The following is a 22,875-nucleotide window of genomic DNA, read 5'->3' on the forward strand; positions in this document are numbered from 1 at the left end:
ACCGATGGGTCCCCGACGACAGGAGGACGGCTCCCCCAGGCAGGCGGAGATGCCGTTCCTCGACCACCTCGACGAGCTTCGCTCGCGGCTCATCCACGCGCTCATCGCCCTGCTCGTGGGTCTCGTGCTGGGGCTCGTGGCGGTCATGCAGTGGGACGTGCTGGGGATCGTTCAACGTCCGATCGTGGAACTCCTGCCGGGTGAGAACCTGAACTTCTCCAGTCCGACTACCCCCTTCGTCTTGATACTCAAGCTGGGTTTCATCGTCGGGCTTCTGACGGCGTTCCCGTACATCGCGCTCCAGGCCTGGCGCTTCCTCGCCCCGGCCCTGTACGAGAACGAGCGCAAGTTCGCCATCCCGGCGATCAGTGCGGGCACCCTGCTCTTCATCGCCGGCATCTCGATGGCGTATTTCCTCGTGCTTCCGCTGGGGCTCAGGATCCTGCTCAACTTCTTCAGCGATCAGCTCACTCCGGTCATCATGGTCGGGGAGTACCTGACCTTCGCGACGAGGCTGATCCTGGCGTTCGGTCTCATCTTCGAGCTTCCGGTCGTCCTCGTCTTCCTCTCGTTGCTCGGCATCGTGACGCCGGAGGGGCTCGCGAAGTACCGGCGGCACGCGATCGTCGTGATGGCGGTGGTGTCCGCGTTCCTGACGCCGGCGGATCCGTACACCATGCTCGCCATGATGGTGCCCATGATCCTCCTGTATGAAATCTCGGTCGTAGCGACCCGGGTGCTTCGCCGGCGTCGGCGCGAGGCCGCGCGCGCCGCCGAGGAAGGAAGTTCCGCCTGACGGCACGCGACGCTTCCGGCGTCCGCGCGCCCCGCGGGCTCTACGGGCTCCTCGCGCTGGCGGCGCTGCTCGGCGGCCTCGGAGGCGCCGAGACGGCGCGGGCAGCCTCGGTCGGCCCCCGTCCCCTGCGCCTCGCGGCCGTGGCCGACACCGACACGGTGGTCGTGAGGGGGCGGGATTCGCTGCCGGTGGACTCGACGGCCCGCGATACGCTGGAGGTGCCCCGGCCCGACTCGGCGGCGCAGGCGGACTCGGCGGCGCGGGCGGACTCGGCCGTGGTCGCGGACCCCGCCGCGCGCGTGGACCCCGCCGCCGCGGGTGATTCGGCCGCCTCGGACACGCTCGAGGCCGCGCCGGCGGACCCCCCCTTCCCCCAGCCGGACGACATCTTCGGCCTGCTCCTCGAAGAAGCCGGCTATCAGGCGGTTCAATATCGGGGGCGCCGCGTGCAACTGGATGTGGGCGAGGAGGCCGTGCACCTCGAACGCGAGGCGCAGGCGAGCTACGAGCAGGCCCTCATCGATGCGGACACGATCACGTACCGGGCCGGTCTCCAGTTCGTTCGCGCCTGCGGCGGCATCTCGATGACAGGGCAGGGGCAGGACGCGGTCTCGGACCAGTGCCTCCACTACGATGTCTCGGGGACGAAGGGGACGATCCTCGATGCCCGGAGTTCCTTCGCGGAGCGCGGCTCCGAATGGTTCACCCGGGGGAACACGACCTTGCGGGGTTCCGGCACCGCCTTCGTCGAAACCGGGAACTTCACGTCATGTGACGTCGAGCACCCCCACTACTACTTCCGGGCCGGCCAGATCAAGGTGGTATCGAACGACATCATCGTGGCGTGGCCGGTCACGCTGTACATCCAGGACGTCCCCGTCGCATGGTTGCCCTTCTTCGCCCAGGATATCCGCGACGAGCGCCGAAGCGGCTTCCTGCCGCCCCGCTTCGGCGTCAACGACGTCGTCGCGTCCTCCAGCAATTCCAGGCGGAGCGTCACCGACTTCGGGTACTACTTCGCCTTCAACGATTTCATGGACGCGCAGGCGACGGCGGACTGGTTCAGCGGCCGCTTCACCCGCCTCAACGGCGCGCTCCGGTACCGCTCGATAAAGAAGTTCTTCCGGGGCAACATCCTGACGAGTTACAGCGTCGGGAACGAGAAGACCTTTCAGTTCCAGATGCGACACAATCACGAACTGACGCCCGTGACCGATATCCGGGTCAACGCCAACTTCGTGTCGAACACGACCGTCTTCGAGCGGCAGTCGTTCGACCCCGCCCAGCAGACGCAGCGCATCTCCTCGGACGTGGGCATTCAGCACCGCTTCCCGTTCGCTTCCGTCAACCTCAGCGGCAGTCGCCGCCAGGACCTCGGCGCCCAGAAGGGACGAACCGACCTCACGCTGCCCAAGCTGCAGATGACGTTCTCGCCGCTCACACTCTTCCGGGCGCCGCAGAACCGGCGCGGACCGTTCAACAACATCGTCGTGAGCGGAGGGATGTCCGCCTCCCGCCTCGATCGAACCCGGGAGGAGCAGGACGGCCAGCGGACGGAACGCGCCTCCGCGAACAGCGCGATCCGGATCGGTTCCTTCGGGGTGAGCGGGAACGCGAACTTCGATCGCCAGTTGAAACTTCCGTTCGAGCCGATGGCCGGTGGCGGGGAAGGAGCCGATTCGACGGATGCCCCGGAGCGGCCGCCGGGCGTGACGAAGCTGACCTACGGAGCGCAGGCCGACTATCAGGTCGACCTCATCGGAAGCACGACCTTCCGCCCCACCGTCAGCATGGACGCGAGCCAGTTCCGGTCGGAGAATACGAACGGAGAGTACGTGACGGCCCCCATGCGGCTGCGCGTCGGGGCGGCGGTCTCGACCGATCTGTACGGGTTCCTGCCGGGATTCGGCCCCTTCGAGCGCGTCCGCCACAAGGTTTCGCCGCGCTTCCACTACGACTACTCTCCCGCCGTGGAGGCGTCCGACTCGATCCTCTCGATCCCCGGTTTCCCCGTCTCCAACTCGAAGCAGGAGAACCGGCTGCGCCTGACGCTGAACCAGACGTTCGAGGCGAAGCTGCGCGAGGAGGTCGAACTGGACCCCGAGGCGCAAGCCCACCTCGAGGGCCGCTCGCTGGAGGGGGACTCCCTCGGGGCGGCGACCGACTCCGTGCCCCTTGCGGAGGGTGCGCTCGACGTGGCGGCGGATTCGGCGGCAGTCGCCGCGGACTCGACCGTCTTCGAGGCCGTGGCGGATCCGGAGCGTGGGGTCCAGGATGCGCCGCCCGGCACCGGATCCGGGACCGGAGATCCGGACGCGCCGCGGCGCGGGCAGCCGCGCCGCAACGTCGTGATTCTGGGGATCAACTCGAGCCCCCTCACCTTCGACTTCGCGCGCGAGAACCTGTCGCCGCTGACGACGGATCGCTGGTCCCACCGCATCAACTCGGACCTGCTACGCGGCCTCTCGCTGAACATGTCTCTCGACCTGTTCGAGGGCAGCGGAGAGGAGCAGAGCTTCGCGCCCATCCTGTCGAGCCTGACGGGCAGCTTCACGTTCAGCTCGGCCAGCGGACTCGGGGGGCTGCTCGGGCTCGGGGGCGGGGGCGGGGGCAGCCAATCCGCTGCCCAAAGCCGCTTGCAGACCGCGACCGATTCGCGGTATCGGCTGCAGAGTTTCGATGAGAATCCGGACGCGCAGGACCCCGGCATGCGGGCCGGCGGTCCCTGGACCCTGTCGCTGACCTATTCGATGCAGCGGGGTCGGGAGAGCGAGACTTCGCGAGACCGCCAGTCGCTTAATGCCGTCCTTTCACTGAATCCGACGCCGAACTGGCGACTCGCCTGGCGGACGAGCTACAACCTCTCGGAGGGAGAGTTCGGCGAGCACCTCATTACGCTGGACCGGGCCCTCCACCGCTGGATGGCCACCTTCATGTTCGCGCGCTCGCCCAATGGGAACTTCATCTTCCAGATGAGCGTCAACCTCCGCGACGCGCCCGACCTCAAGTTCGACTACGACCAGCAGTCCCAGGGTCGCCCGGGCTCATTTTGACATTCTCGGGCGCGAGTCCGACATTCCCGAAGCACTTCACGCGCACCTCGCCCGCCGAGGAGGTCATGCTCCCAATCGCCGCCATCGGTCTGGAACAGGTCCGCCTCCCCGTCAGGGATCGGCTTCACGCCGTCGAGGGGGAGCTCCGCGACATGGTCCCGTCGGGGTTCGAGGCGCTCGATGAAGTGGGAGACTATCTCTTCGAGCGATCGGGCAAACTGCTCCGCCCGACGCTGCTGCTCCTCTGCGACGGGATCGCGGGCCGGCCATCCGCGGACGCCGTGAAGCTGGGCGCCATCGTCGAACTGCTGCACGTGGCGACGCTCGTCCACGACGACGCGGTCGACCACTCCGCCCGGCGTCGCGGACGGCCTACCGTCAACGATCGCTGGACCCATCAAGTCGCCATCATCGCGGGGGACTATCTCTATTCCCGCGCCGTGATCGAGGTCTCGGCCCTCGGGAAGCTCGAACTGGTCTCGATTCTGGCGCGGACGGCGAACCGGATGACGGTCGGCGAGATGCGGCAGCTCGTGCTCCACGACCGCCTCGATTTCACGCGGGACGACTACGAGGACCTGTGCGAGTACAAGACGGCGTCGCTCATGTCCGCGGCCTGCGAACTCGGGACGCTGTCGGGGGGGCCGGCGCACCGCGGCGCGACGCGCGCATACGGGCACCATCTCGGGATGGCGTTCCAGATCGTGGACGACCTGCTCGACTACACGTCGTCGACCGAGGTCATGGGAAAGCCTCCGGGACAGGACCTGCAGGAACACAAGGTGACGTTGCCCCTGATCGCCGCACTCCCCAAGATGGAGTGGTCCGAACGTCGGGCCGTCGAGACGCTGTTCGCGGATCCCGCGCCGTCCGCCGGGGCCGTGGGCGAGATCGTCGATCTCGTGGAGGCGCGCGGCGGCGTCGATTCGGCGCGCGAAGAAGCCCGCTCGCGAGCTGGCCGGGCGCGGGACCAGCTTGATGGCCTGCCTCCGGGTCCATGCCTCGAAGCGCTGAGGGCCGCGGTCGATTACGTCGTGGAGAGGGTACGGTAGCCGGTGGAGATTGGACGGAGACGCAGGCCGTCCCCGATACGGGTGGCGCTCATCATCGTGGGCGGTTTCGTGCTGGGGGGGCTTCTGACCGAGCTGGTGGCGGTTACATTGCCTGCGTCGGCGGCCCGACAGTTCTTCGTTACGACGGTCGCGATCTCGCTGGAGCCCCTGGCCTTCGACGCCAAGGTGCTCGCACTCTCGCTGGGACCTATCATCCTGCGCGTGAACTTCCTCACCGTTCTAGGCGTAGTCCTGATAGCCTGGTTCGCGCGATCACTCCTGTGACCGGGACGAGAGACGAGCCACAAGCAAGGAGTCTGAGATGTTCGGTTTAAGCCCGTGGGAGCTGTTGCTGATTTTCCTCGCGATCCTGCTCCTCTTCGGGGCGAAGAGGTTGCCCGAGATCGGGAGTTCCCTGGGCAGGGGGATTCGCGAGTTCAAGGGTTCCATCAAGGAAGTCGAGGGCAACGTACGAGGCGAGCTCCCCAAGGAGACGTCCGCCCCGTCCGCACACCAGGAGACCGCGCAGCCCCGGACCTCGAATACGGAGGTCTAGCTGTTGGCGGACCTCGTCAGAAGGTAGGCGCGAACGGCGCATCCTCGGGGACGAGCAGCCGCTCCCGGTGATCCTCGACGAGCGTCCCCTCGCGCAGGGCGGCCAGCCACTTCTGGACGTACTGCCGGGATCGCTCGAAGCGTAGCTGCGTCAGGACCGCATCCTTCACCTCTTCGAACCCCTCTCGGGTCGCGTCCTCGCGTTCGAGCACTTCGAGGACGACCACCCCGTCGCCCGCGTCCAGCGCGCCGCTGAGTTCACCCATCTCGGCCCCGAAGGCGTAACCGACCGCTTCCGTGCCCTGCCCGAGCCCCGGGACGAAATCGCCGCGGCGGAACAACTCGGTCTCCTCCACCGTCCACCCGAGACCTTCCGCCGCCTCGTTGAAGGAGGCACCGGCCTCGGCCGCGCCGAGCAGATCCCGGGCCAGTTCGGCGGCCCGCTCCTTCTTCTTCTCGACGATAAGCTGCAAGCGGATCCCGATCCCCGCCTCCTCGATCGGGATCCGGGACTCCTCGCGCAGCCCGAGCAACTCGAGCAGGTGGAAGCCCGTCGGGTTCTCGAACGTCTCCGACACATCGCCGATCCCGGCCTCCGGGCCGAGCGCCCAGTCTCTCGCGACCCCGAGCTGTCCCGCGCCGGGAATGAAGTCCACGCCGTCGAGAAGCTGGATGTCGGTGCGTACCTCTACCCCCAGCGAATCGGCGGCGGTCGTGAGGTCGGTCCGCAACGCGACTTCCTCCAGGTCGTCGAGGAGCGTGAACACCGAGTCCTCGGTGGCGCCCGAAGGCTCGAAGGGGAGATAGATCTGCCGTAGCGCGAGCGAGTCCGCCGTCCGCTCGTCGACCTGCAGGACGTGGAGCCCGAACGGCGTCTCGACGGGCTCCGTGACGTCGCCGATCTCCACCGCGCTGGCCGCCTCGACGAGTCTGGGGTCGTAGGCGGCCGCCGGACGCTTGCCCATGAATCCGCCCTCGGCGCCCGAGATCGAATCGGCGGACTCGGCGACCGCGACGGCGGCGAAGTCCTCACCTCCCCGCACCCGTTCCGCGAGCGCCGCGGCCCGCTCCCGGACGACCAGCGAGTCAGCCGCGGAGGGGCGGAGCGAGACGCTCACCATGTTCACGCGGGCGCTGGCCGGCCGCATGTACTCGTCCGCCCGCTCGTCGTAGACGTCACGGATCTCGTCTTCCGACACGGAGACCGCCGAATCCGGCACGAGTGCGGTCGGGCTCAGGTGGACGAACCGGACCCGCGCCCGCTCGTTCGTGTCCCGGTAGAAGCGCCACGCTTCGTCGTCGGAGACGTAAATCCCGCTCTCCACCAGCGTCTGCAGCTTCGCGCGGGGCAGGATGGAGCGGTAGTAGTTCTCGATCTGCAGCAGCTGCATCTCATCCGTCGCCGGATCCGTGAAGAAGCGGCGGTATTTCTCGATGTCGAATTGTCCGTCCGTCTGGAACGCCGCGTAGCTCAGCATCTCCTGGGGCGGCTGCGTCAAGAAGGCCTGGCGGACTTCCGCGTCCGTCACGCGGACCCCGAGCCGGTCCAGCTCCGCCTGGATCAACGTCGCGCTGATCAGGCTCTCCCACGCCCGCTCGGTCACGACGCGCACATCCTCGTCCGTCATGCCGCGGCCGACCTGTCGGTTGATCGCGAGCTCGTTCTGGAGGAAGATGTTCCACTCGTTGTAGCGGATATCCCGCCCGCCTACCTGGCCCACCACCGGGTTGACCTGTCCGCCGAGGTTACCCCCCTGCATGGCGTTGATACCGTCGAACACCAGCCAGCCGACGAAGGCCGCGGCCATGATGCCCATCACCAGGGCTGCGCTGCCGCGCATCTTCCGCATGAACATGAGCGCCGAAACCTGCCTGTGACGTGAATCAAGTCGCCCGAACGGGGACGTGACGGGGCCGGGATCTCGAACGGCCGTCCGCAGCCGCCGCCGGATCCCGTGGTTGATCGAAAAACGTAAGCCGGGCCCGCGGTTCGGGCAACGAAGATCGGGGGGCGGGGGTGCGGCCCCCGGTTCGTTGACAACGAAAAAAAACGGTCCGTATGTTGCGCACCCCGGGCCGGAAGGCCCCACCCGGCCGCTTCTTCCCCGACGACGCCCGTGCCCACCGACCATCATACCGAGGAGATCGCGGACCTCCTGCGCCGCCGGGAGGCCGAGCCGCGGACCCACACCTTCGCACGTTTGGCGGAACTCTACCGGGGGCAGGGCGACCTCGAGAGCGCGCTACGGGTGGTTCGCGGCGGGTTGGAGAATCATCCGCACTACGTCACCGCCCGCCTGGTTCACGCCCGCGTGCTCGGCGAACTCGGACAGGCTTCGGACGTGGTCACCGAATTGCAGCGTGTCCTGGCGTTCGACGGGGAGAATCCCATCGCGCGGGCCGCGCTGGGTCGGCCGGGTGACGGGCCCGGCGCGGCGGCCGGCTCCGCGGAGCGATGGAACGGGCCCGCGCGGGCCGCCGCGACGAGGCGCTGGCTGGGGCGGCTGGACGAAGCGTGGGGGGGCGGGCGGCGGGCGGATGCGCCGGCGGCGGATGCGCCGGCCGACCCGCCCGCGCCGGAGGGGCGCGAAGCGTCCGGAGCCGCGATCCCGGACCCCGCCGCGGCGGATCTCGACACCGTCACGCTGGCGGCGCTCTACGTGCGGCAGGGTCTGTTCGACCGGGCCATCGGCGTCTACGAACGAATGCTGACGCGGGACCCCGGCAATACCCGTCTCGCCGTGGCGCTCGAGGAGGCGCACCGGAGCGCGCGCGAGGCGGCCGTCGTGCAGCCGGAAGGCCCCGTCGCCGTCGAGCAGGAGGTCTCCATCCGGGAGCAGCTCAGGCGGATCCTCGACGGCGATGCGCCGGAGAAGCCGTCCCGCGACGGGTCGTGGCGAGAGTGGCTGGCCGGTCTGGACTATCCGCTTTGAGCCTCAAGCGGATCGGCGTTCTCAACGGACCGAACCTCAACCTCCTTGGCCGCCGCGAGCCGCGCCACTACGGCACGCAGACGCTGGCCGAGATCGAGGCGCTCCTCCTCTCGCGCGCGGGAGCGGCCGGCGCGGCGCTCATCTTCTTCCAGTCCAACGACGAGGGAGAGATCGTCGACTGGGTGCAGGCGAACACCGATCGCGTGGACGCCTGGCTCGTCAACGCGGCCGCCCTGACCCATACCAGCGTGGCGTTGCGCGACGCGCTGGCCGGCTCGGCCCGTCCTTTCGTGGAAGTCCATCTCTCGAACGTCTTCGCCCGCGAGCCCTTCCGGCACACATCGCTCCTCTCCGATCTCGCGGTCGGCGTCATCGCGGGCTTCCGCGCGTCGAGCTACCTGTTCGGCCTCGAGGCGTTGGTGGAGCACCTGGGAGCGAGGGGAGAGACGGGGGCGGACGTAGCGGAGTGAGTGCCCACGAAGCGCGGCGCCTCCGGCTCGCAGCGACGGCCGGGGCCGCGGGCCACGGCTCCGTTCTCGTCACCGCAAGGTCGAGCGTCCGCTATCTGAGCGGATTCACGGGCTCGGCGGGCGTCCTGTGGGTCCCGGTCGAGGGAGCGCCGACGCTCGTCACCGATTCCCGGTATGAGGAACAGGTGCGCCTCGAAGTCGAGGATTCCGTCCCGGCCCACATCACTCGCGGGGGCTGGATTCCGGGTGTGGCCGACGTGGCGGCCAGCGCGCGGGGGCCCACGTCCTTCGAGGCCGAGAGCCTCACCGTTGCCGAGTACGAGGCGCTCCGCGAGGCGCTTCCGGGGATGGCGTTCGTCTCGTGCCGAGATCTCGTCCGAGAGCTCCGGCAGGTCAAGGACGAAGAGGAGCTGCGCGCCATCGAACGAGCGGTGGCCGTCGCCGAGTCCGCCTTCGACCGCCTGCTGGCGGCCATCGACTGGTCCGCGGCTCCGAGCGAGCGCCGGGTCGCGACGGCGCTCGAGGCCGAGCTTCGCCGGGGAGGTTCGGGTCCGCTTCCGTTCGACCCCATCGTGGCGGCGGGGGAGCGGTCGGCGCTCCCTCACGCGACGCCCTCCGAACGGCGCATCGAAGCGGGCGACCTCCTGCTCCTCGATTTCGGCGCACGCGTCGATGGCTACTGCAGCGACATGACGCGCACCTGCGTGCGTGGCGTTCCCGAGCCCTGGCAGGTCACGATCCACGAGCGGGTGCTCGAAGCCCAGGCGCGGGCCCGGGAGACGATCCGCGCCGGCGCGAGCTGCCGCGCCGTGGACGCCGCGGCGCGGGACGCCCTCGCGCGACACGATCTGGACGACCGCTTCGGTCACGGCACCGGTCACGGGATCGGGCTCGACGTCCACGAGGGGCCGAGTCTGTCCGCGCGCTCCGACGGGACCCTCCGGGCGGGGAACGTGGTGACAGTTGAACCGGGCGTGTATCTTCCCGGTCGCGGCGGCGTGCGCATCGAGGACGATGTGCTGGTCGAGGCGTCCGGGGCCCGCACGCTGACCCGCCTTCCGCGCGCCCTCGTCGAGCTTTAGCAGTCGCACGGGCCGCCGGCGCCCGGCTCCAGAACAAGATTCGGAGACCATGGCAGATACTTCGGACTTTCGCAGAGGGATGGTGATCGAACTCAACGGCACCCTCTACTCGATCACCTACTTCCAGCACGTCAAGCCGGGAAAGGGCGGCGCCTTCGTGCGCACCAAGCTCAAGGACGTGATGGAGGGAGGCGTAGTCGACAAGACCTTCCGGGCCGGCGAGAAGGTGAAGGAGGTCCGGCTGGAGCGGCGTCCGATCCAGTACACCTACACCGACGGTCAGCTGTACTACTTCATGAACATGGAGACCTATGAGCAGATCCCGCTCTCGGGAGAGCAGATCGGCGAGGACCAGCTCCAGTATCTTCAGGAGAACATGGAGTGCCAGGGTCTGAACCGTGACGGCGTCGTACTCTCCGTCGAGCTGCCGCAGTTCGTGGAACTGGAGATCGTGGAGACGGAACCGGGCCTTCGCGGGGACACGGCCCAGGGGGGCGCGAAGCGTGCCCAGCTCGCGCCGGGCGCCGTGGTACAGGTTCCGCTCTTTCTCGAGGTCGGCGATGTCGTACGTGTCGACCGGACCGAAGGCAAGTACGTCACGCGGGTGACTTGACTATGGATATGGACTGGCTGAAGGGGCTCATCAAGCTGGTCGAGGAGTCCGGCGTGGACGCCCTGGACATCGAGCTGGTCGGCTCGGAGTTGGGGGATCCCACCAGGGTCCGGATCCGGAAGTCCCCGCGCGTCACGGCGGCGGCCGGAGTGGCGTCACCCATCGCCGGCAGCGTTCCCGGACCGCAGGCGGGAGCACCGCCGGCGGATTCCGCCGCCTCTGACGCGGCCCCCTCCGAGATGCTGTTCGAGGTCCTGTCGCCCATGGTCGGAACCTTCTACCGGGCGGCCGCGGTCGGTGCGGATCCGTTCGTCTCCGTCGGCGATCGCGTCGAAGCCGGCCAGACGCTCTGTATTCTGGAGGCGATGAAGCTGATGAACGAGCTGCAGTCGGACATCGCCGGCGTCGTGCGCGAGATCTCGGCCGAGAACGCCGAGCCGGTCGAGTTCGGCGAATTGCTCTTCCGCATCGAGCCGGGCTAGCGGCCGGGCGGGCATCATGTTTCGCAAGGTCCTGATCGCCAACCGGGGCGAGATCGCGCTCCGTATCCTGCGCGCGTGCCGCGAACTCGACATCCGCACGGTCGCCGTGTACTCGGAGGCCGACCACGATTCGCTCCACGTGCGCTTCTCCGATGAGGACATCTGCATCGGCCCCGCCCTCAGCCGCGAGAGTTACCTGAACGTCCCCCGCATCCTCGCCGCCGCCGAGATCACCGGTGCGGACGCCATCCATCCGGGCTACGGGTTCCTGGCCGAGAACGCCGAGTTCGCGGAGATCTGCGAACGGAGCGGCCTCGTGTTCATCGGTCCGACGCCCGAGCAGATCCGTCGCATGGGGGACAAGGCGGAGGCGCGGCGGACGATGACGGAGGCGGGCGTGCCGGTGGTCCCGGGCTCGGCTCCGTTCGATGACGCGGACGAGGCTTTCGAAGCAGCCCGCCGGATCGGGTTCCCGGTCATGATCAAGGCGTCCGCCGGCGGCGGGGGGAAGGGGATGCGGGCCGCCTTCGAGGAGGCGGATTTCCGGAGGCTCTTCTCCGTGGCCCGGAACGAAGCCGAGGTGAGCTTCGGCGATCCGACCGTGTACCTCGAGAAGCTCATCGAACGGCCGCGCCATGTGGAGATTCAGGTCGTGGGCGACCGGCACGGACGCCTCGCCCACCTGGGTGAGCGCGACTGCTCGAGCCAGCGCCGCCATCAGAAGCTCATCGAGGAGGCGCCCAGCCCGGCCGTGACGCCGGAACTCCGTGGCGCCATGGGCGAGGCGGCGATCCTGGGAGCCCGTGCGATCGGGTATCAGAGCACCGGTACGGTGGAGTTCCTGCTCGCGCCCGACGGCGACTTCCATTTCATGGAGATGAACACGCGGATCCAGGTCGAGCACCCCGTGACCGAACTGGTGACCAGCGTCGACCTCATCAAGGAGCAGATCCGGATCGCGGCGGGAGAGAAGCTGTCGGTCCGGCAGCCCGTGGAGTTCCAGGGCCACGCGATCGAGTGCCGGATCAACGCCGAGGATCCGGAACAGGGGTTCCGGCCATCGCCCGGCACGATCACCGCGTTCCACGCCCCGGGCGGCCCCGGCCTGCGCGTCGACACCCACATCTACGCCGGCTACGTCGTCCCCCCGTACTACGATTCCCTCCTCGCCAAGCTCATCGTGTGGGGCAAGACGCGGGAGGAGGCCCGGATCCGCGCGTACCACGCGCTGGAGGAGTTCACCCTCGAGGGCGTCCCTTCCACGGCCCCCTTCCTCCGAAAGATGCTCGCGCATCCGGATTTCGTCTCGGGCAACATCGACACGGGGTTCGTCGAGCGGTTCCTGGCCCGCGCCTGAGCGGCGGTTCGCCGTGAGCGCGATCGACGTCCTGTGGCTCCCCGGGGAACTCGCGTCCGTTCCGGCAGGTGGCCGTACGACAGTCGTCATCGATGTGATCCGGGCCACGACGAGCATCACGACGGCGCTCGCCGCCGGGGCCGAACGGGTGATTCCCGCCCTCACCGTCGAAGCGGCGCGGGAAGCCGCGGCGCGCACGGAGGGGTCGCTCCTGTGCGGGGAGCGCGACGGGGTGCCGCCGCCGGGGTTCGATCTCGGCAACGCGCCCGGCGAGTACGACCGGGCGACGGTCGCCGGGCGGACGCTCGTGTTCACGACGACGAACGGGACCGCCGCGATCGAGGCGGTACGCGGCGCGGGGGCCGTGCGGCTCGGCTGTTTCCGGAACGTCGGGGCGGTCGCGCGGGCGGTGGCGGGCGACGCGGCCCGCGGCGGCGGCGGCGTGGCGATCGTGTGCGCCGGGCGGCGAGGCCGCGTGAGCATGGACGACGCGTGGTGCGCGGGTCATCTTGTAACCCGGCTCGTCCAGACGGGCGCGGGGGCTACATTGACCGATGGCGCGCGAGCCGCGCAGGCGCTCTGTACGGAGTTGGGCCCGCCGACCCCGGCCGGCCTCGCCTGCACCGCGGCCGGGCGAGCTCTGCGCGCCATCGGCCGGGCGGACGACCTCCGGGCCTGCGCGGCCGTAGACGATCTCGCGGTCGTGCCGGTCCGGCGTGACGGCGCGCTCGTCTCCGACAGGGGCTGCCAGGGTGGGGAGGAGGACGTGTGATGGTGGATGAACGGCAACGGCGCGAGGTGCTGGGCGTCGCCCTGATCCTGCTTGGCCTGCTGGTGGCGTTCGCGCTCGTCTCCCCGGCACTTGTCGGCGATGAAAACAACTGGATCGGGACCGCCGGCCGCCGGCTCCACGGTGCGCTCGACTCCGCGCTCGGGCCCCTCGCCGCACTCCTCGCGATCCCGGCCTTCGCCTGGGGCGCGTACTTCCTCGGCTGGGGCGGCCGAGGGCGGGCGGTGCGCGGGATGATCCTCTCCGTCGTGCTCCTCGTCACCCTCCCCGCGCTGTTCTGGCTCATGGCGCCGCGGCCCGACGCGTCCGCCCCCTCCGTGGGCTGGCTGGGCGACAACGCCGGGCAGGGTCTCGAGACGCTGTTCGGCCGGGTCGGCGGATCGCTGATCGGCGCGGGCGTGCTCGTGCTCACCCTCGTCGTCACGATGCGCTGGTCGCTGGCCGGCGCGGTGGCGGCGGGAGGGCGGGCGACGGGGCGCGGTCTGGTCGCAAGCGGGCGCGGCGCCCGCGGCCTGAGCCGCTTCCTCGTCGGCCGGTTCCGGCAGGAACGGTCGCCCCGGGCCCCCAGCCCGCCCGCGAGACCGGATCCGCCCGGCGAGGCCCGAAAGACGCGCCGGCCCGCGAAACGGAAGACGACGCGCGCGGCGGCGAAGCCGGACCGCGACCCGGTGGCGACGCCGGACCCCGACCCCGGGGCAAAGCCGGACCGCGACCGCGCGGCGGGTGAGCCGTCCCCGGTCCCGGAACTCGAGGAGTTCGGCGATCCCGACTCCCGCGACCTCCCACCCCTCGACCTGTTCGACGAACCGGAGGGGCAGGGGAGCGGTCTCGGCGTGCGCGACCTCGATCGCCTGGGCGAGATTCTCATCGAGAAGCTGGCGACCTTCCGCGTCGCCGGTGAAATCGGAGGCTGGACGACCGGCCCCGTCGTGACGCAGTTCGAGGTCGTCCCCGCCCCCGGCGTGAAGGTGGGACAGATCTCCGCCCGCGCGGACGACATCGCGCTCGCCCTGAAGGCGCCGTCGGTCCGGATCGTGGCGCCGATCCCCGGCAAGGGTGCCGTGGGCGTGGAGGTCCCCAACCCCTCCTCGGAGATGGTCCTCGTGCGGGAAGTGCTCGAGAGCCCGGCCTACCGGCGGGGGCGGCAGAAGCTGCCGCTCGCGCTGGGGCGCGACCTCTCCGGAAAGCCCGTGTGCGCGGACCTCACCCGCATGCCGCACCTCCTCATCGCCGGCCAGACGGGATCCGGCAAGTCGGTGTGCATCAACGCCCTCATCACGAGCCTGGTCTGCCGCTACGTGCCGGCCGAAATGCGCCTCCTGATGGTGGATCCCAAGATGGTGGAACTGTCGGTCTACGGAGACCTGCCCCACCTCCGCCATCCGGTCATCACCGACAACGACGAAGCCGCGTCCGTCCTCAAGTGGGCGGTGTACGAGATGAAGCGGCGGTTCGGGCTGCTCTCCTCGAACGGCTGCCGGAACATCGGGGAATTCAACGGCCGGATCGCGGGCGGCCGCAAGGTGTTCCTGCCGAAGCGGGGCGTGGCCGACGAGCCGCCGCCCTATGAGGAAGGTCCGCTCCCCTACATCGTGCTCATCATCGACGAACTCGCGGACCTCATGATGACCGTGCAGTCCGAGGTCGAGACCCCGCTCGCGATGCTGGCCCAGAAGGCGCGGGCGGTGGGGATCCACCTCGTGCTCGCGACGCAGCGCCCCTCGGTGAACGTCCTCACCGGCCTCATCAAGGCGAACATCCCGAGCCGCATCGCCTTCCGGGTCGCGTCGAAGATCGACAGCCGCACGATCCTCGACATGAACGGGGCGGAAAGCCTGCTCGGGAACGGAGACATGCTCTTCCTGCCCCCCGGCGAGTCCGACCCCGCCCGCATCCAGGGCGCCTACATCTCCTCGGAGGAGACGGAACGCCTGCTCGACTGGTACCGGGCCCAGGCGAAGGCGCGCGCCGAGGCCGAGGCCGCCGCGGAAGCCGCCGCGGAACGCGACATCCTCGACATGCTGAAGGAGATCGAGGAAGAGGAGGGAGATGCGGGGGTGTCGAACGAAGGAGCCGGGGACCGCGACAAGCTGTTCCGCCAGGCCGCGGAGATCGTGATCGCGCATTCCGCCGGCTCGACCAGCCTTCTGCAGCGCCGGCTCAGGATCGGCTACGGGCGGGCGGCGCGCATCATCGACCAGTTGCACGCGGCCGGGATCGTCGGACCCGCGGAGGGGTCCAAACCCCGCGAGGTGCTGGCGACGCTGACGGATCTGGACGAAGGGACGGTCGACGAGGCATGAGGCACCGGGAAGGGCGGATTCTCGCGGCCGCGGCGCTGGTCGCCGGCCTGTCCGCGGGCTGCGCCGACGGTAGTTCGTCCGCCGAGGCCGAGGCGCGAGCCCGGCTCGAAGCCGAGTTCGGACGGCGCGCGGAGGCGCCCGAACCGGCGCGCGCGGCCGCCGCGGCCACCGGGAGCCAGCCGACCGTCGGGAGCCACCCGATGCTCGCGCGCGAACCGGCCGCCGAGGCGGGGGAGTCGCCTGCGTCCGAGGCCGCCGGTGACCCGGCGGCGCCCCCCGACCCGGGGCCGTCCGACCCGTCGCCGGTCGACCCGGGGCCCGGCGAGGTGGGCGTCGACTCGCTGCTCGCCCTCGCCGACGCGGCCTACGCCGGGCTCGACCGCCTTCGCGCCGCCTTCTCACAGCGGATCGAGAACCCGCTGCTCGGACGGACGCGCGAGGGGCACGGCATGTGGTACCAGGCGGGCCGGAACCGTTTCCGCATGGACTTCGAGGTCCCTGCGGACGACATCTACATCGCGGACGGGTCCTGTCTGTGGCTCTACGAGCCCTCGCTCCACGACCAGATCATGGTCTCGCGCCTCGAGGAGGGGGTCGAACTCGGCACCATCGACATCCTCGGCCGACTGCTCTCGGAAGCCAGGACCCGCTACGACGCGGTGGACGCGGGGGTCGAGGCGATCGACGGGAAGGAGACCCGGGTCGTGGCGCTGACGCCCCGACAGCTTCCCGCGCGATACGTGGAGGTGCGCCTCTGGATCGGGGTCGCCGATCACTACGTCCGCCGCTTCCGGGTCCGGGAGGAGAACGAGACGGTGCGTACCGTGACGCTCACGCGGCTCGAACCGCAGGCGCCGATCGATCCCTCGCTGTTCGCGTACGCGCCCCCCTCCGGGGTGCAGATCTTCCCCGACGACGTGCGATGCGACTAGGACTCGTCAGCCTCGGCTGCGACAAGAACACGGTCGACTCCGAGCGCCTGCTCGCGGAACTCGTCGGCCACGGCGCGGAGCGCACCAGCCCCGCGGACGCCGAGGTCATCCTCGTCAACACCTGCGGGTTCATCGACGCGGCGAAGGAAGAGTCCATCGAGACGCTCATCGAGGCCGGTCGCCTGAAGCGCGATGGATCGTGCCGCGGCGTGGTGGCGGTGGGGTGCATGGTCGAGCGCTACCGCGACGAACTGGAGGACGCGCTGCCCGAGGTCGATCTGCTGCTCGGCCTGCGCGATCTCGACCGGCTCGTGCCCGAACTGCGCGCCCGCGGCCTGCTGAACACTCCGACCCCGGCCGGAGGCGTGCATCCGGGCGAGCGGATCCCCGTCGCGTCCCGGCACGTGCGCTACCTGAAGGTGAGCGAGGGGTGCGATCACGGGTGCGCCTTCTGCGCCATCCCCCTGTGGCGCGGGAAGCACCGCTCCTTCGAGCTGGAGCGGCTCGTCGCCGAGGCGCAGCGCCTCGAGGCGCAGGGTGCGGTCGAGGTGAACCTCGTCGCCCAGGACCTCGCCCACTGGGGCCGCGAACGCCGGGACGGGACGGACATCGCGACGCTCGTGCAGGCGCTCCTGCGCGAGACGTCGATCCCGTGGTTCCGGCTGCTGTACATCTACTCGGCGGGGCTGCGCGATCCGCTCGTGGAGCTGATGGCGTCCGAAGCCCGCCTCCTCTCCTACATCGACATGCCGATCCAGCATGCGAGCGACACGGTCCTATATCGGATGCGCCGGCCGGAGCGAGCCGCCACGCTGCGGACGAAGATGGCGTGGCTCCGCGACGCGATCCCCGGGCTCACGCTGCGGACGACGGTGCTCGTCGGCTTCCCCGGGGAGACCGATGTCGAGTTCCGGGAGCTGGTGGACTTCCTGGACGAGGTCTCCTTCGACCGTCTGGGGGCGTTCGCGTTCTCGCCCCAGGACGGGACGCGCGCGGCCGCGATGGAGGAGAACCACGTGCCCGCCGGCGTCGCGCAGGAACGCCTCGAGGAGGTGCTGGAAGTCCAGCGCGCGGTGAGCGGCGAACGGCTCGCGGCGGAGGTCGGCCGCGAGCGCACGGCGATCGTCGACGGGCCGGCCGACGCGGACGACCCGGTGCTGGGGCTCCTGTACGGGGAGGGGGCGCCCGGCGCGGCACAGGTCGGCCGCGTCGAGAGCCAGGCGGACGATGTGGACGGCGCCACGGTGCTCCTCGGCGCGGAGGGGCTCGCGCCCGGCTCGCTGGTGCGCGTCGAGATCGAGCGGGCGGCCGACTTCGACCTCGCCGGCCGCGTGCGGGAGGTCATCCGGGAGGCGCCGACCCGGGCCGCCACGACGGCGCCCGCGGCCGCCGCGGGGCGCGGGCTCCCCGTCCTCGGGCTCGACAGCGCCTGGGGCCGGTGAGCGCGGGCCCGCGGCAGCTGGAGGGCGCGTCCGACTGGGTCCGCCGGGCCCGCGCGGTGATGCCGGGCGGCGTGAGTTCCCCCGTACGGGCGTTCGGCCCGGTCGGCCTCCCGCCGCTGTTCGCCGCCCGCGGCGAGGGCGCGCGCATCTTCGACGACGCCGGCCGCGGCTATCTCGACTACGTCCTCTCGTGGGGCCCGCTCATCCTCGGACACGCGGCCCCGCCCGTCGTCGAGGCCGTGACGCGCGCGGCCCGCGATGGAATGAGCTTCGGGGCGTGCCACGCGCGCGAGGTCGAACTGGCCGAGCGCCTCGCGGCGTGGGTGCCCGGCGTCGAGATGGTGCGCTTCGTGAACAGCGGCACCGAGGCGACGATGTCGGCCGTTCGGCTGGCCCGCGCCGCGACGGGCCGCGACCTCATCCTGAAGTTCGAGGGGTGCTATCACGGCCACGCGGACGGGTTTCTCGTCGTGGCCGGGTCGGGCGTCGCCACCCTGTCCCTCCCCGATTCGCCCGGGGTGCCGGCGGCCACCTCCGCCCTCACGCTGACCGCTCCGTACAACGACCTCGAGGCGGTCGATGCCGTCCTGGCCGAGCACGGCCCGCGGTTGGCCGCCGTCATCGTCGAACCCGTGGCTGGGAACGCCGGCCTCATCCCGCCCCGCAAGGGCTTCCTCCAGGGGCTGCGCGACGCCTGCGACCGCGCGGGGGCCCTCCTCATCTTCGACGAAGTGATGACCGGGTTCCGCGTCGCCCGCGGCGGTGCACAGGAACGCTACGGCGTCACCCCGGACCTCACGACGCTCGGCAAGGTCGTCGGAGCGGGCCTCCCCGTCGCCGCCTACGCCGGGCCCCGCGACTTCATGCGGCGCGTCGCCCCGGAGGGACCCGTGTACCAGGCCGGGACGCTCTCCGGGAACCCCCTCGGCATGGCGGCCGGCCTCGCCCAGCTCGAGGAACTCGAGCGCACGGATCCCTTCGCCGCGCTGGAGCAGCGGGCCTCGACCCTCGTCGAGGGGATCCTGACGGCGGCCCGCTCCCGCGGCATCCCCGCCTGCGGCACGGCGATCGGGTCCATGTGGGGCGTCTTCTTCACCGAGGGCCCGGTGGTCGACTTCGATGGCGCCCGCCGGGCCGACACAGAGTTGTTCGCCCGCTACTACCGGGCGTGTTTCGAGCGTGGCGTGTTCTTCGCCCCCTCCGCGTTCGAAGCGGGGTTCCTCTCCACGGCCCACACCGACGCGGATATCGAGAACACGGTTGCCGTGGCGGGTGAAGCCATGGACGCGGCGCTGGGAGGCGCAAATTGAGCTGGCGGGCCCGGGTCGTCCCCGAGCGGGCCGGCCCTCTGCTGGCGGGCGGGGTCCTCATGGGGCTGGCCCATCCCCCCTTCCACCTCCTGGTGACGTCGTTCATCGCGCTCGTCCCGTTCATCGTCTGGCTCGAGGGACTCCCGTCAACGGCCGAGGGGCGGAAACAGGCGCGCACCGGAGGGTTCTTCTTCGGGCTCATCTACTACACGCTCGTCCTGTACTGGCTCTTCGTGGCCCTCGTGTTCTACACCTGGTGGGCCGTGTTCGCGTTCCTCGCGCCCATCCTCATCCTGTCGGCGTTCATGTCGTGGGTGGCGGGCGGGATACATCTGGTCCGCAGCCGTTTCCGGTGGCCGCTCTATCTCGTCTTCCCGGTCTTCTGGACGGCGGGAGAGGTGCTGCGCGCCCACTTGCTTGAGGTCTCCTTCCCCTGGATGCAATTCGGCGACTCCCTTTCCGGCTACCCGATCCTGATAGGTGCGGCGGATCTCGTGGGCTCGCGCGGTCTCTCCTTCTGGCTCGCGGCGGCCAACGCCCTCATCGCGATGGGGTTCCTCGCCTTTCGCGCGCGGGGGTGGCGGGCGGCCCGCGGACCGGCGCTCGGGCTGCTGATCACGCTGGCGGGGCCGATCGCGTATTCGGTGGCGCGCTGGCAGACGCTCGAGACCCGCACCGTGGCCCGGGTGGGCGTCGTGCAGCCGAACGTGCCCCAGCACCTGCGCGATCTTGATCCCGCCGCTTCGACCGACAGCGCCTTGCGCGCGACCGAGACGCTGACGTCGCCCTGGGCGGGCCGCGAGCGCATGGACCTCGTGATCTTTCCCGAGACGATGCTGGGAGCGGCCTACATGGATCCCGTGCCTTCCTACGACTATCCCGGCTGGCTGGAGGCCCATGCGTGGGCGGAGGGGGTGGTCGCCACGCTGGAGGCGGAGCTGGTCGTGGGGGGGCGCGGAGCCGACGATCTCGGTGACCGGAGCTACCAGCCGTTCAACTCGGCCTACCACTTCCGCCCCGGCGACGGCCTCGTCAACCGGTACGACAAGCGTTTCGTCGTGCCGCTGGTGGAGCGGGTCCCCTTCGTGCCGCCGGAATGGCTCAGTCGCATCCCCTACACGAGCGGACTGGGCGTCGGGGACTGGCAGTCTCCGATCGAGATTTCGACCGAGCGGGGAAGCGCGGCCTACGGGACGATGATCTGCTACGAGTCGATATTCTCCCCGCTCGCGCGGCACTTCCGCCGGAACGGCGCGGACTTCCTCGTCAACATCACGAACGACTCCTGGTACGGTCGGGACGCGTGGTGGAGCCGTTCGAGCGCGCTGTGGCAGCACCCGGCGCACCTTGTCATGCGTTCGATCGAGACCCGCATGGGGTCGGCGCGGTCGGGGCTCACGGGGGTGTCCATGATCGTGGATCCGCTGGGCCGGGTCTCCCACCGAACGGAACTCTTCGAGCCGGCGGCCTTCGTGGCCGATGTGGAGACGACGGACGGACTGACGGTGTACGTTCGCTTCGGCGACATCGTGGGGATCGCCTCGGCGGTCGCAGCGATACTCGCCCTCTGTGCGTCCATCCGGGGACGGAAGGTCGACAGGGTTCGGGTGGAAGAGGCGGAGGCGCGCGAGGGCGGATGAGACGGAGACTCCTGCAGTGGTTGGCGGCCGGGCTCGCGTGCGCGGGCGGGCCGGGAGGCGTCGCGGGACAGGTGCCGGACACCCTGCCGCGCGACACGGTCGTGTTCCAGATGAGGGAACTTCGTATCGAGGCCATGCGGCCGATCGCGAGCGTCTCCGGCGCCAGCGCGGTGCGCCTCAGCCTCCAGTCGCCGCGCGTCGCCGCGGTCCCGCTGCTGGAGGAGGCTCTTAGGGAGCTCCCCTTCGTGCAGGTGCGGGAGAACTCGCGCGGCGAGACCCAGCTTACCCTGCGGGGGACGGAATCGCGCCAGCTCGCCGTGCTCGTCGACGGGGTCCCGCTCACCCTGGGCTGGGACGCGCGCACGGACCTGTCGCTCATCCCGATCGAGGCCGCCCGCGAGGTCGAACTCTTCCGCGGGATCTCGTCCGTCCTGCACGGGCCGAACGTCCTCGGCGGTGTCGTGTCGATCGAGATCGGGCACGGCAGCGTGGACCCGGCCCGCCGGCTGAACGGCGCCCAGGGCGGCGTGGACGCGACCGGGGCGATGTTCGGCGGGGTGCGCCTGGGCCGCACCTGGAGCTCCGGGGACGGGGGCCTCTCCGTGCAGGCCGGCGGCGCCTACCGCTCGCGCGACGGCGTGCCCCTGCCCGGCGGCGTCGCGCAGCCCGCGGGAGCGGACCCGCACCGGCGTCTGAACAGCGACCTCGACCACGCGAGCGCATTCTTCACGGGCCGGTACGAATCGGAGGCGGGCGGCTGGGTGTCGATGTCCACCTTCGGCTATCGCGCCGCCAAGGGGGTCCCGCCGGAGCTTCACGTCCGGAGTCCCCGCCGGTGGCGCATCCCCGACACGAAGCGGTTCGTGGGGACCGTCTCCGCGGGGACGGCGTGGGGCCGGACGCCGCTCGGGACGGGGGATTTCGAGGTCAGCATCGGCGTCGACGCGGGCGACGCGCAGATCGACGAGTTCGACACGCTGGCCTACGAGGAGATCGTCGGGCAGGAGTTCGCGGAGGACCGCACGCTCACTCTGCGCGCGCTGTCGGACCACGAACTCGGAGCGGGCGTGCTGCGGAGCGCGCTGACGTGGGCGGAGACGCGTCATGTGGAGCGGCTCGTGCCCGGTGACCGGTCGGTCTTCCGCCAGCGCCTGCTGAGCCTCGGCGGTGAGGCCGAGTTCCCGCTCGCGGGGCTTGGCGGGGGGTTCTGGTCCGGCGTCCGCATCAGCCTCGGGGCGAGTTTCGACCGCGGCAGCACGCCGGAGACCGGCGGGCGGCAGGCCCGCGAGGCGATAGACGACTGGGGCGCGCGGATCGGAGGCTCGGCTCAGGTCGGCCGCCGCGTTCGGCTCCACATGGGGGCCAGCCGCCGCGTGCGCTTCCCGTCGCTGCGCGAGCTGTACTCGGGCGCGCTCGGCCGCTTCGTCCCCAACCCGGGCCTCGCGCCGGAGGCGCTGCGCGCCCTGGAGAGCGGCGTCACCGGCACGATCGACGCGTTCGGGGCGGAGGTCGAGGTGCAGGCCGTCCTCTTCCTCCAGAGCTTCTCGAACGCGATCGTACGCACGGGGCTGGGGGATGGCCGCTTCCGGAGGGAGAACCGGCGGCGCGTGGACGCGGGGGGGCTGGAACTCCTCGCCGACGCGCGATGGGGAGGGCTCTCGCTCGGGGGCGACCTCACGTGGCAGGACGTGAACGTGACGGACGAACGATCGCCCGGCCTGAGTCCCCGGCCCGAGTACCAGCCCGCGATCGCGGGCGGGGTTCACGTCGAGGGGCTGCTCCCCGCGGGGCTCCGGGCGCGGGCCGCGGCGGAGATGGTGGGGCGCCAGTTCTGCGTCGATCCGGACCTCGGGCGCGATGTCGCGCTCGACCCCACGACGCGCCTCAATCTCGTGGTGAGCCGGGAATTCGCCATCGGAGGACCCATGGGCACGCTCCAGACTTCGCTGTCGCTCGACAACCTGGCCGACGCGGCGGTGTTCGATCAGTGCGGGCTGCCCCGGCCGGGCCGCCTCCTTCGTCTCCAGTTCCGGCTCTTCTAGACGCGTCCCGGGGCACGGAGCGC

The 22,875-nt window shown here is 70.5% G+C and carries 19 protein-coding genes; 18 read left to right on the plus strand and 1 reads right to left on the minus strand.

Annotated features, from left to right (window positions below; genetic code table 11):
* Nucleotides 1-4 precede the first annotated feature (4 nt).
* From tatC to ACOOHF_RS11995, 5 genes are all read left to right on the plus strand, one after another.
* Nucleotides 5-796 (plus strand): twin-arginine translocase subunit TatC, encoded by a 792-nt coding sequence (tatC, locus tag ACOOHF_RS11975; RefSeq protein ID WP_420461853.1) that lies wholly within the window; start codon nucleotides 5-7, stop codon nucleotides 794-796.
* A 140-nt stretch (nucleotides 797-936) separates the two neighbouring features.
* Nucleotides 937-3,849 carry an LPS-assembly protein LptD gene (locus tag ACOOHF_RS11980; protein ID WP_420461854.1) on the plus strand — a complete coding sequence of 971 codons (2,913 nt, stop codon included), beginning with the start codon at nucleotides 937-939 and terminating at the stop codon, nucleotides 3,847-3,849.
* A 65-nt stretch (nucleotides 3,850-3,914) separates the two neighbouring features.
* On the plus strand, nucleotides 3,915-4,901 hold the full coding sequence (locus tag ACOOHF_RS11985) for a polyprenyl synthetase family protein (protein WP_420461855.1): 987 nt from the start codon (nucleotides 3,915-3,917) through the stop codon (nucleotides 4,899-4,901).
* A 3-nt stretch (nucleotides 4,902-4,904) separates the two neighbouring features.
* On the plus strand, nucleotides 4,905-5,186 hold the full coding sequence (locus ACOOHF_RS11990) for a hypothetical protein (RefSeq protein ID WP_420461856.1): 282 nt from the start codon (nucleotides 4,905-4,907) through the stop codon (nucleotides 5,184-5,186).
* A gap of 37 nt (nucleotides 5,187-5,223) precedes the next feature.
* On the plus strand, nucleotides 5,224-5,457 hold the full coding sequence (locus ACOOHF_RS11995; protein WP_419165084.1) for a Sec-independent protein translocase subunit TatA/TatB: 234 nt from the start codon (nucleotides 5,224-5,226) through the stop codon (nucleotides 5,455-5,457).
* Between the two features lie 16 nt (nucleotides 5,458-5,473).
* Here ACOOHF_RS11995 and ACOOHF_RS12000 read toward each other — a convergent pair whose 3' ends face one another.
* Nucleotides 5,474-7,306: a peptidylprolyl isomerase gene (locus ACOOHF_RS12000; RefSeq protein WP_420461857.1), complete on the minus strand. Its 1,833-nt coding sequence runs from the start codon at nucleotides 7,304-7,306 to the stop codon at nucleotides 5,474-5,476.
* 267 nt (nucleotides 7,307-7,573) lie between these two features.
* Between ACOOHF_RS12000 and ACOOHF_RS12005 the strand changes: the two genes are divergently transcribed.
* The 13 genes from ACOOHF_RS12005 to ACOOHF_RS12065 are packed head-to-tail and all read left to right on the plus strand — an operon-like array spanning nucleotide 7,574 to nucleotide 22,852.
* Nucleotides 7,574-8,389 carry a tetratricopeptide repeat protein gene (locus ACOOHF_RS12005; RefSeq protein ID WP_420461858.1) on the plus strand — a complete coding sequence of 272 codons (816 nt, stop codon included), beginning with the start codon at nucleotides 7,574-7,576 and terminating at the stop codon, nucleotides 8,387-8,389.
* Complete coding sequence (aroQ, locus tag ACOOHF_RS12010; protein ID WP_419935083.1) at nucleotides 8,386-8,859, plus strand: type II 3-dehydroquinate dehydratase; 474 nt, start codon at nucleotides 8,386-8,388, stop codon at nucleotides 8,857-8,859. Before ACOOHF_RS12005 ends, aroQ begins: the two co-directional genes overlap by 4 nt.
* The gene (locus ACOOHF_RS12015; RefSeq protein WP_420461859.1) at nucleotides 8,856-9,941 is read left to right on the plus strand and encodes a M24 family metallopeptidase; all 1,086 of its coding nucleotides are present in this window, start codon (nucleotides 8,856-8,858) and stop codon (nucleotides 9,939-9,941) included. The genes aroQ and ACOOHF_RS12015 overlap by 4 nt, the downstream gene beginning before the upstream one ends.
* Nucleotides 9,942-9,990: 49 nt before the next feature.
* Complete coding sequence (efp, locus tag ACOOHF_RS12020; RefSeq protein WP_420461860.1) at nucleotides 9,991-10,554, plus strand: elongation factor P; 564 nt, start codon at nucleotides 9,991-9,993, stop codon at nucleotides 10,552-10,554.
* Nucleotides 10,555-10,556: 2 nt separating this feature from the next.
* Entirely contained in the window at nucleotides 10,557-11,036 is a 480-nt protein-coding gene (gene accB / locus ACOOHF_RS12025; protein ID WP_420461861.1) for an acetyl-CoA carboxylase biotin carboxyl carrier protein, read from the plus strand.
* 16 nt (nucleotides 11,037-11,052) lie between these two features.
* Nucleotides 11,053-12,393 carry an acetyl-CoA carboxylase biotin carboxylase subunit gene (gene accC, locus ACOOHF_RS12030; protein ID WP_420461862.1) on the plus strand — a complete coding sequence of 447 codons (1,341 nt, stop codon included), beginning with the start codon at nucleotides 11,053-11,055 and terminating at the stop codon, nucleotides 12,391-12,393.
* Between the two features lie 13 nt (nucleotides 12,394-12,406).
* Nucleotides 12,407-13,165, plus strand: coding sequence for a 2-phosphosulfolactate phosphatase (locus tag ACOOHF_RS12035; protein WP_419935088.1), 759 nt, complete (start codon nucleotides 12,407-12,409; stop codon nucleotides 13,163-13,165).
* 2 nt (nucleotides 13,166-13,167) lie between these two features.
* Nucleotides 13,168-15,486, plus strand: a complete 2,319-nt coding sequence (locus tag ACOOHF_RS12040; RefSeq protein WP_420461863.1) for a DNA translocase FtsK 4TM domain-containing protein — start codon at nucleotides 13,168-13,170, stop codon at nucleotides 15,484-15,486.
* Complete coding sequence (locus ACOOHF_RS12045) at nucleotides 15,483-16,418, plus strand: LolA family protein (protein ID WP_420461864.1); 936 nt, start codon at nucleotides 15,483-15,485, stop codon at nucleotides 16,416-16,418. The genes ACOOHF_RS12040 and ACOOHF_RS12045 overlap by 4 nt, the downstream gene beginning before the upstream one ends.
* A complete protein-coding gene (rimO, locus tag ACOOHF_RS12050; protein ID WP_420461865.1) occupies nucleotides 16,409-17,860 on the plus strand; it encodes a 30S ribosomal protein S12 methylthiotransferase RimO in 1,452 nt (483 codons plus the stop codon). The genes ACOOHF_RS12045 and rimO overlap by 10 nt, the downstream gene beginning before the upstream one ends.
* A complete protein-coding gene (hemL, locus tag ACOOHF_RS12055) occupies nucleotides 17,857-19,170 on the plus strand; it encodes a glutamate-1-semialdehyde 2,1-aminomutase (protein ID WP_420461866.1) in 1,314 nt (437 codons plus the stop codon). Before rimO ends, hemL begins: the two co-directional genes overlap by 4 nt.
* Complete coding sequence (gene lnt / locus ACOOHF_RS12060; RefSeq protein WP_420461867.1) at nucleotides 19,167-20,810, plus strand: apolipoprotein N-acyltransferase; 1,644 nt, start codon at nucleotides 19,167-19,169, stop codon at nucleotides 20,808-20,810. The genes hemL and lnt overlap by 4 nt, the downstream gene beginning before the upstream one ends.
* Nucleotides 20,807-22,852, plus strand: coding sequence for a TonB-dependent receptor (locus ACOOHF_RS12065; RefSeq protein ID WP_420461868.1), 2,046 nt, complete (start codon nucleotides 20,807-20,809; stop codon nucleotides 22,850-22,852). Before lnt ends, ACOOHF_RS12065 begins: the two co-directional genes overlap by 4 nt.
* Nucleotides 22,853-22,875 lie beyond the last annotated feature (23 nt).

This window comes from Candidatus Palauibacter sp., assembly GCF_965216145.1.
Classification (GTDB): Bacteria; Gemmatimonadota; Gemmatimonadetes; order Palauibacterales; family Palauibacteraceae; genus Palauibacter.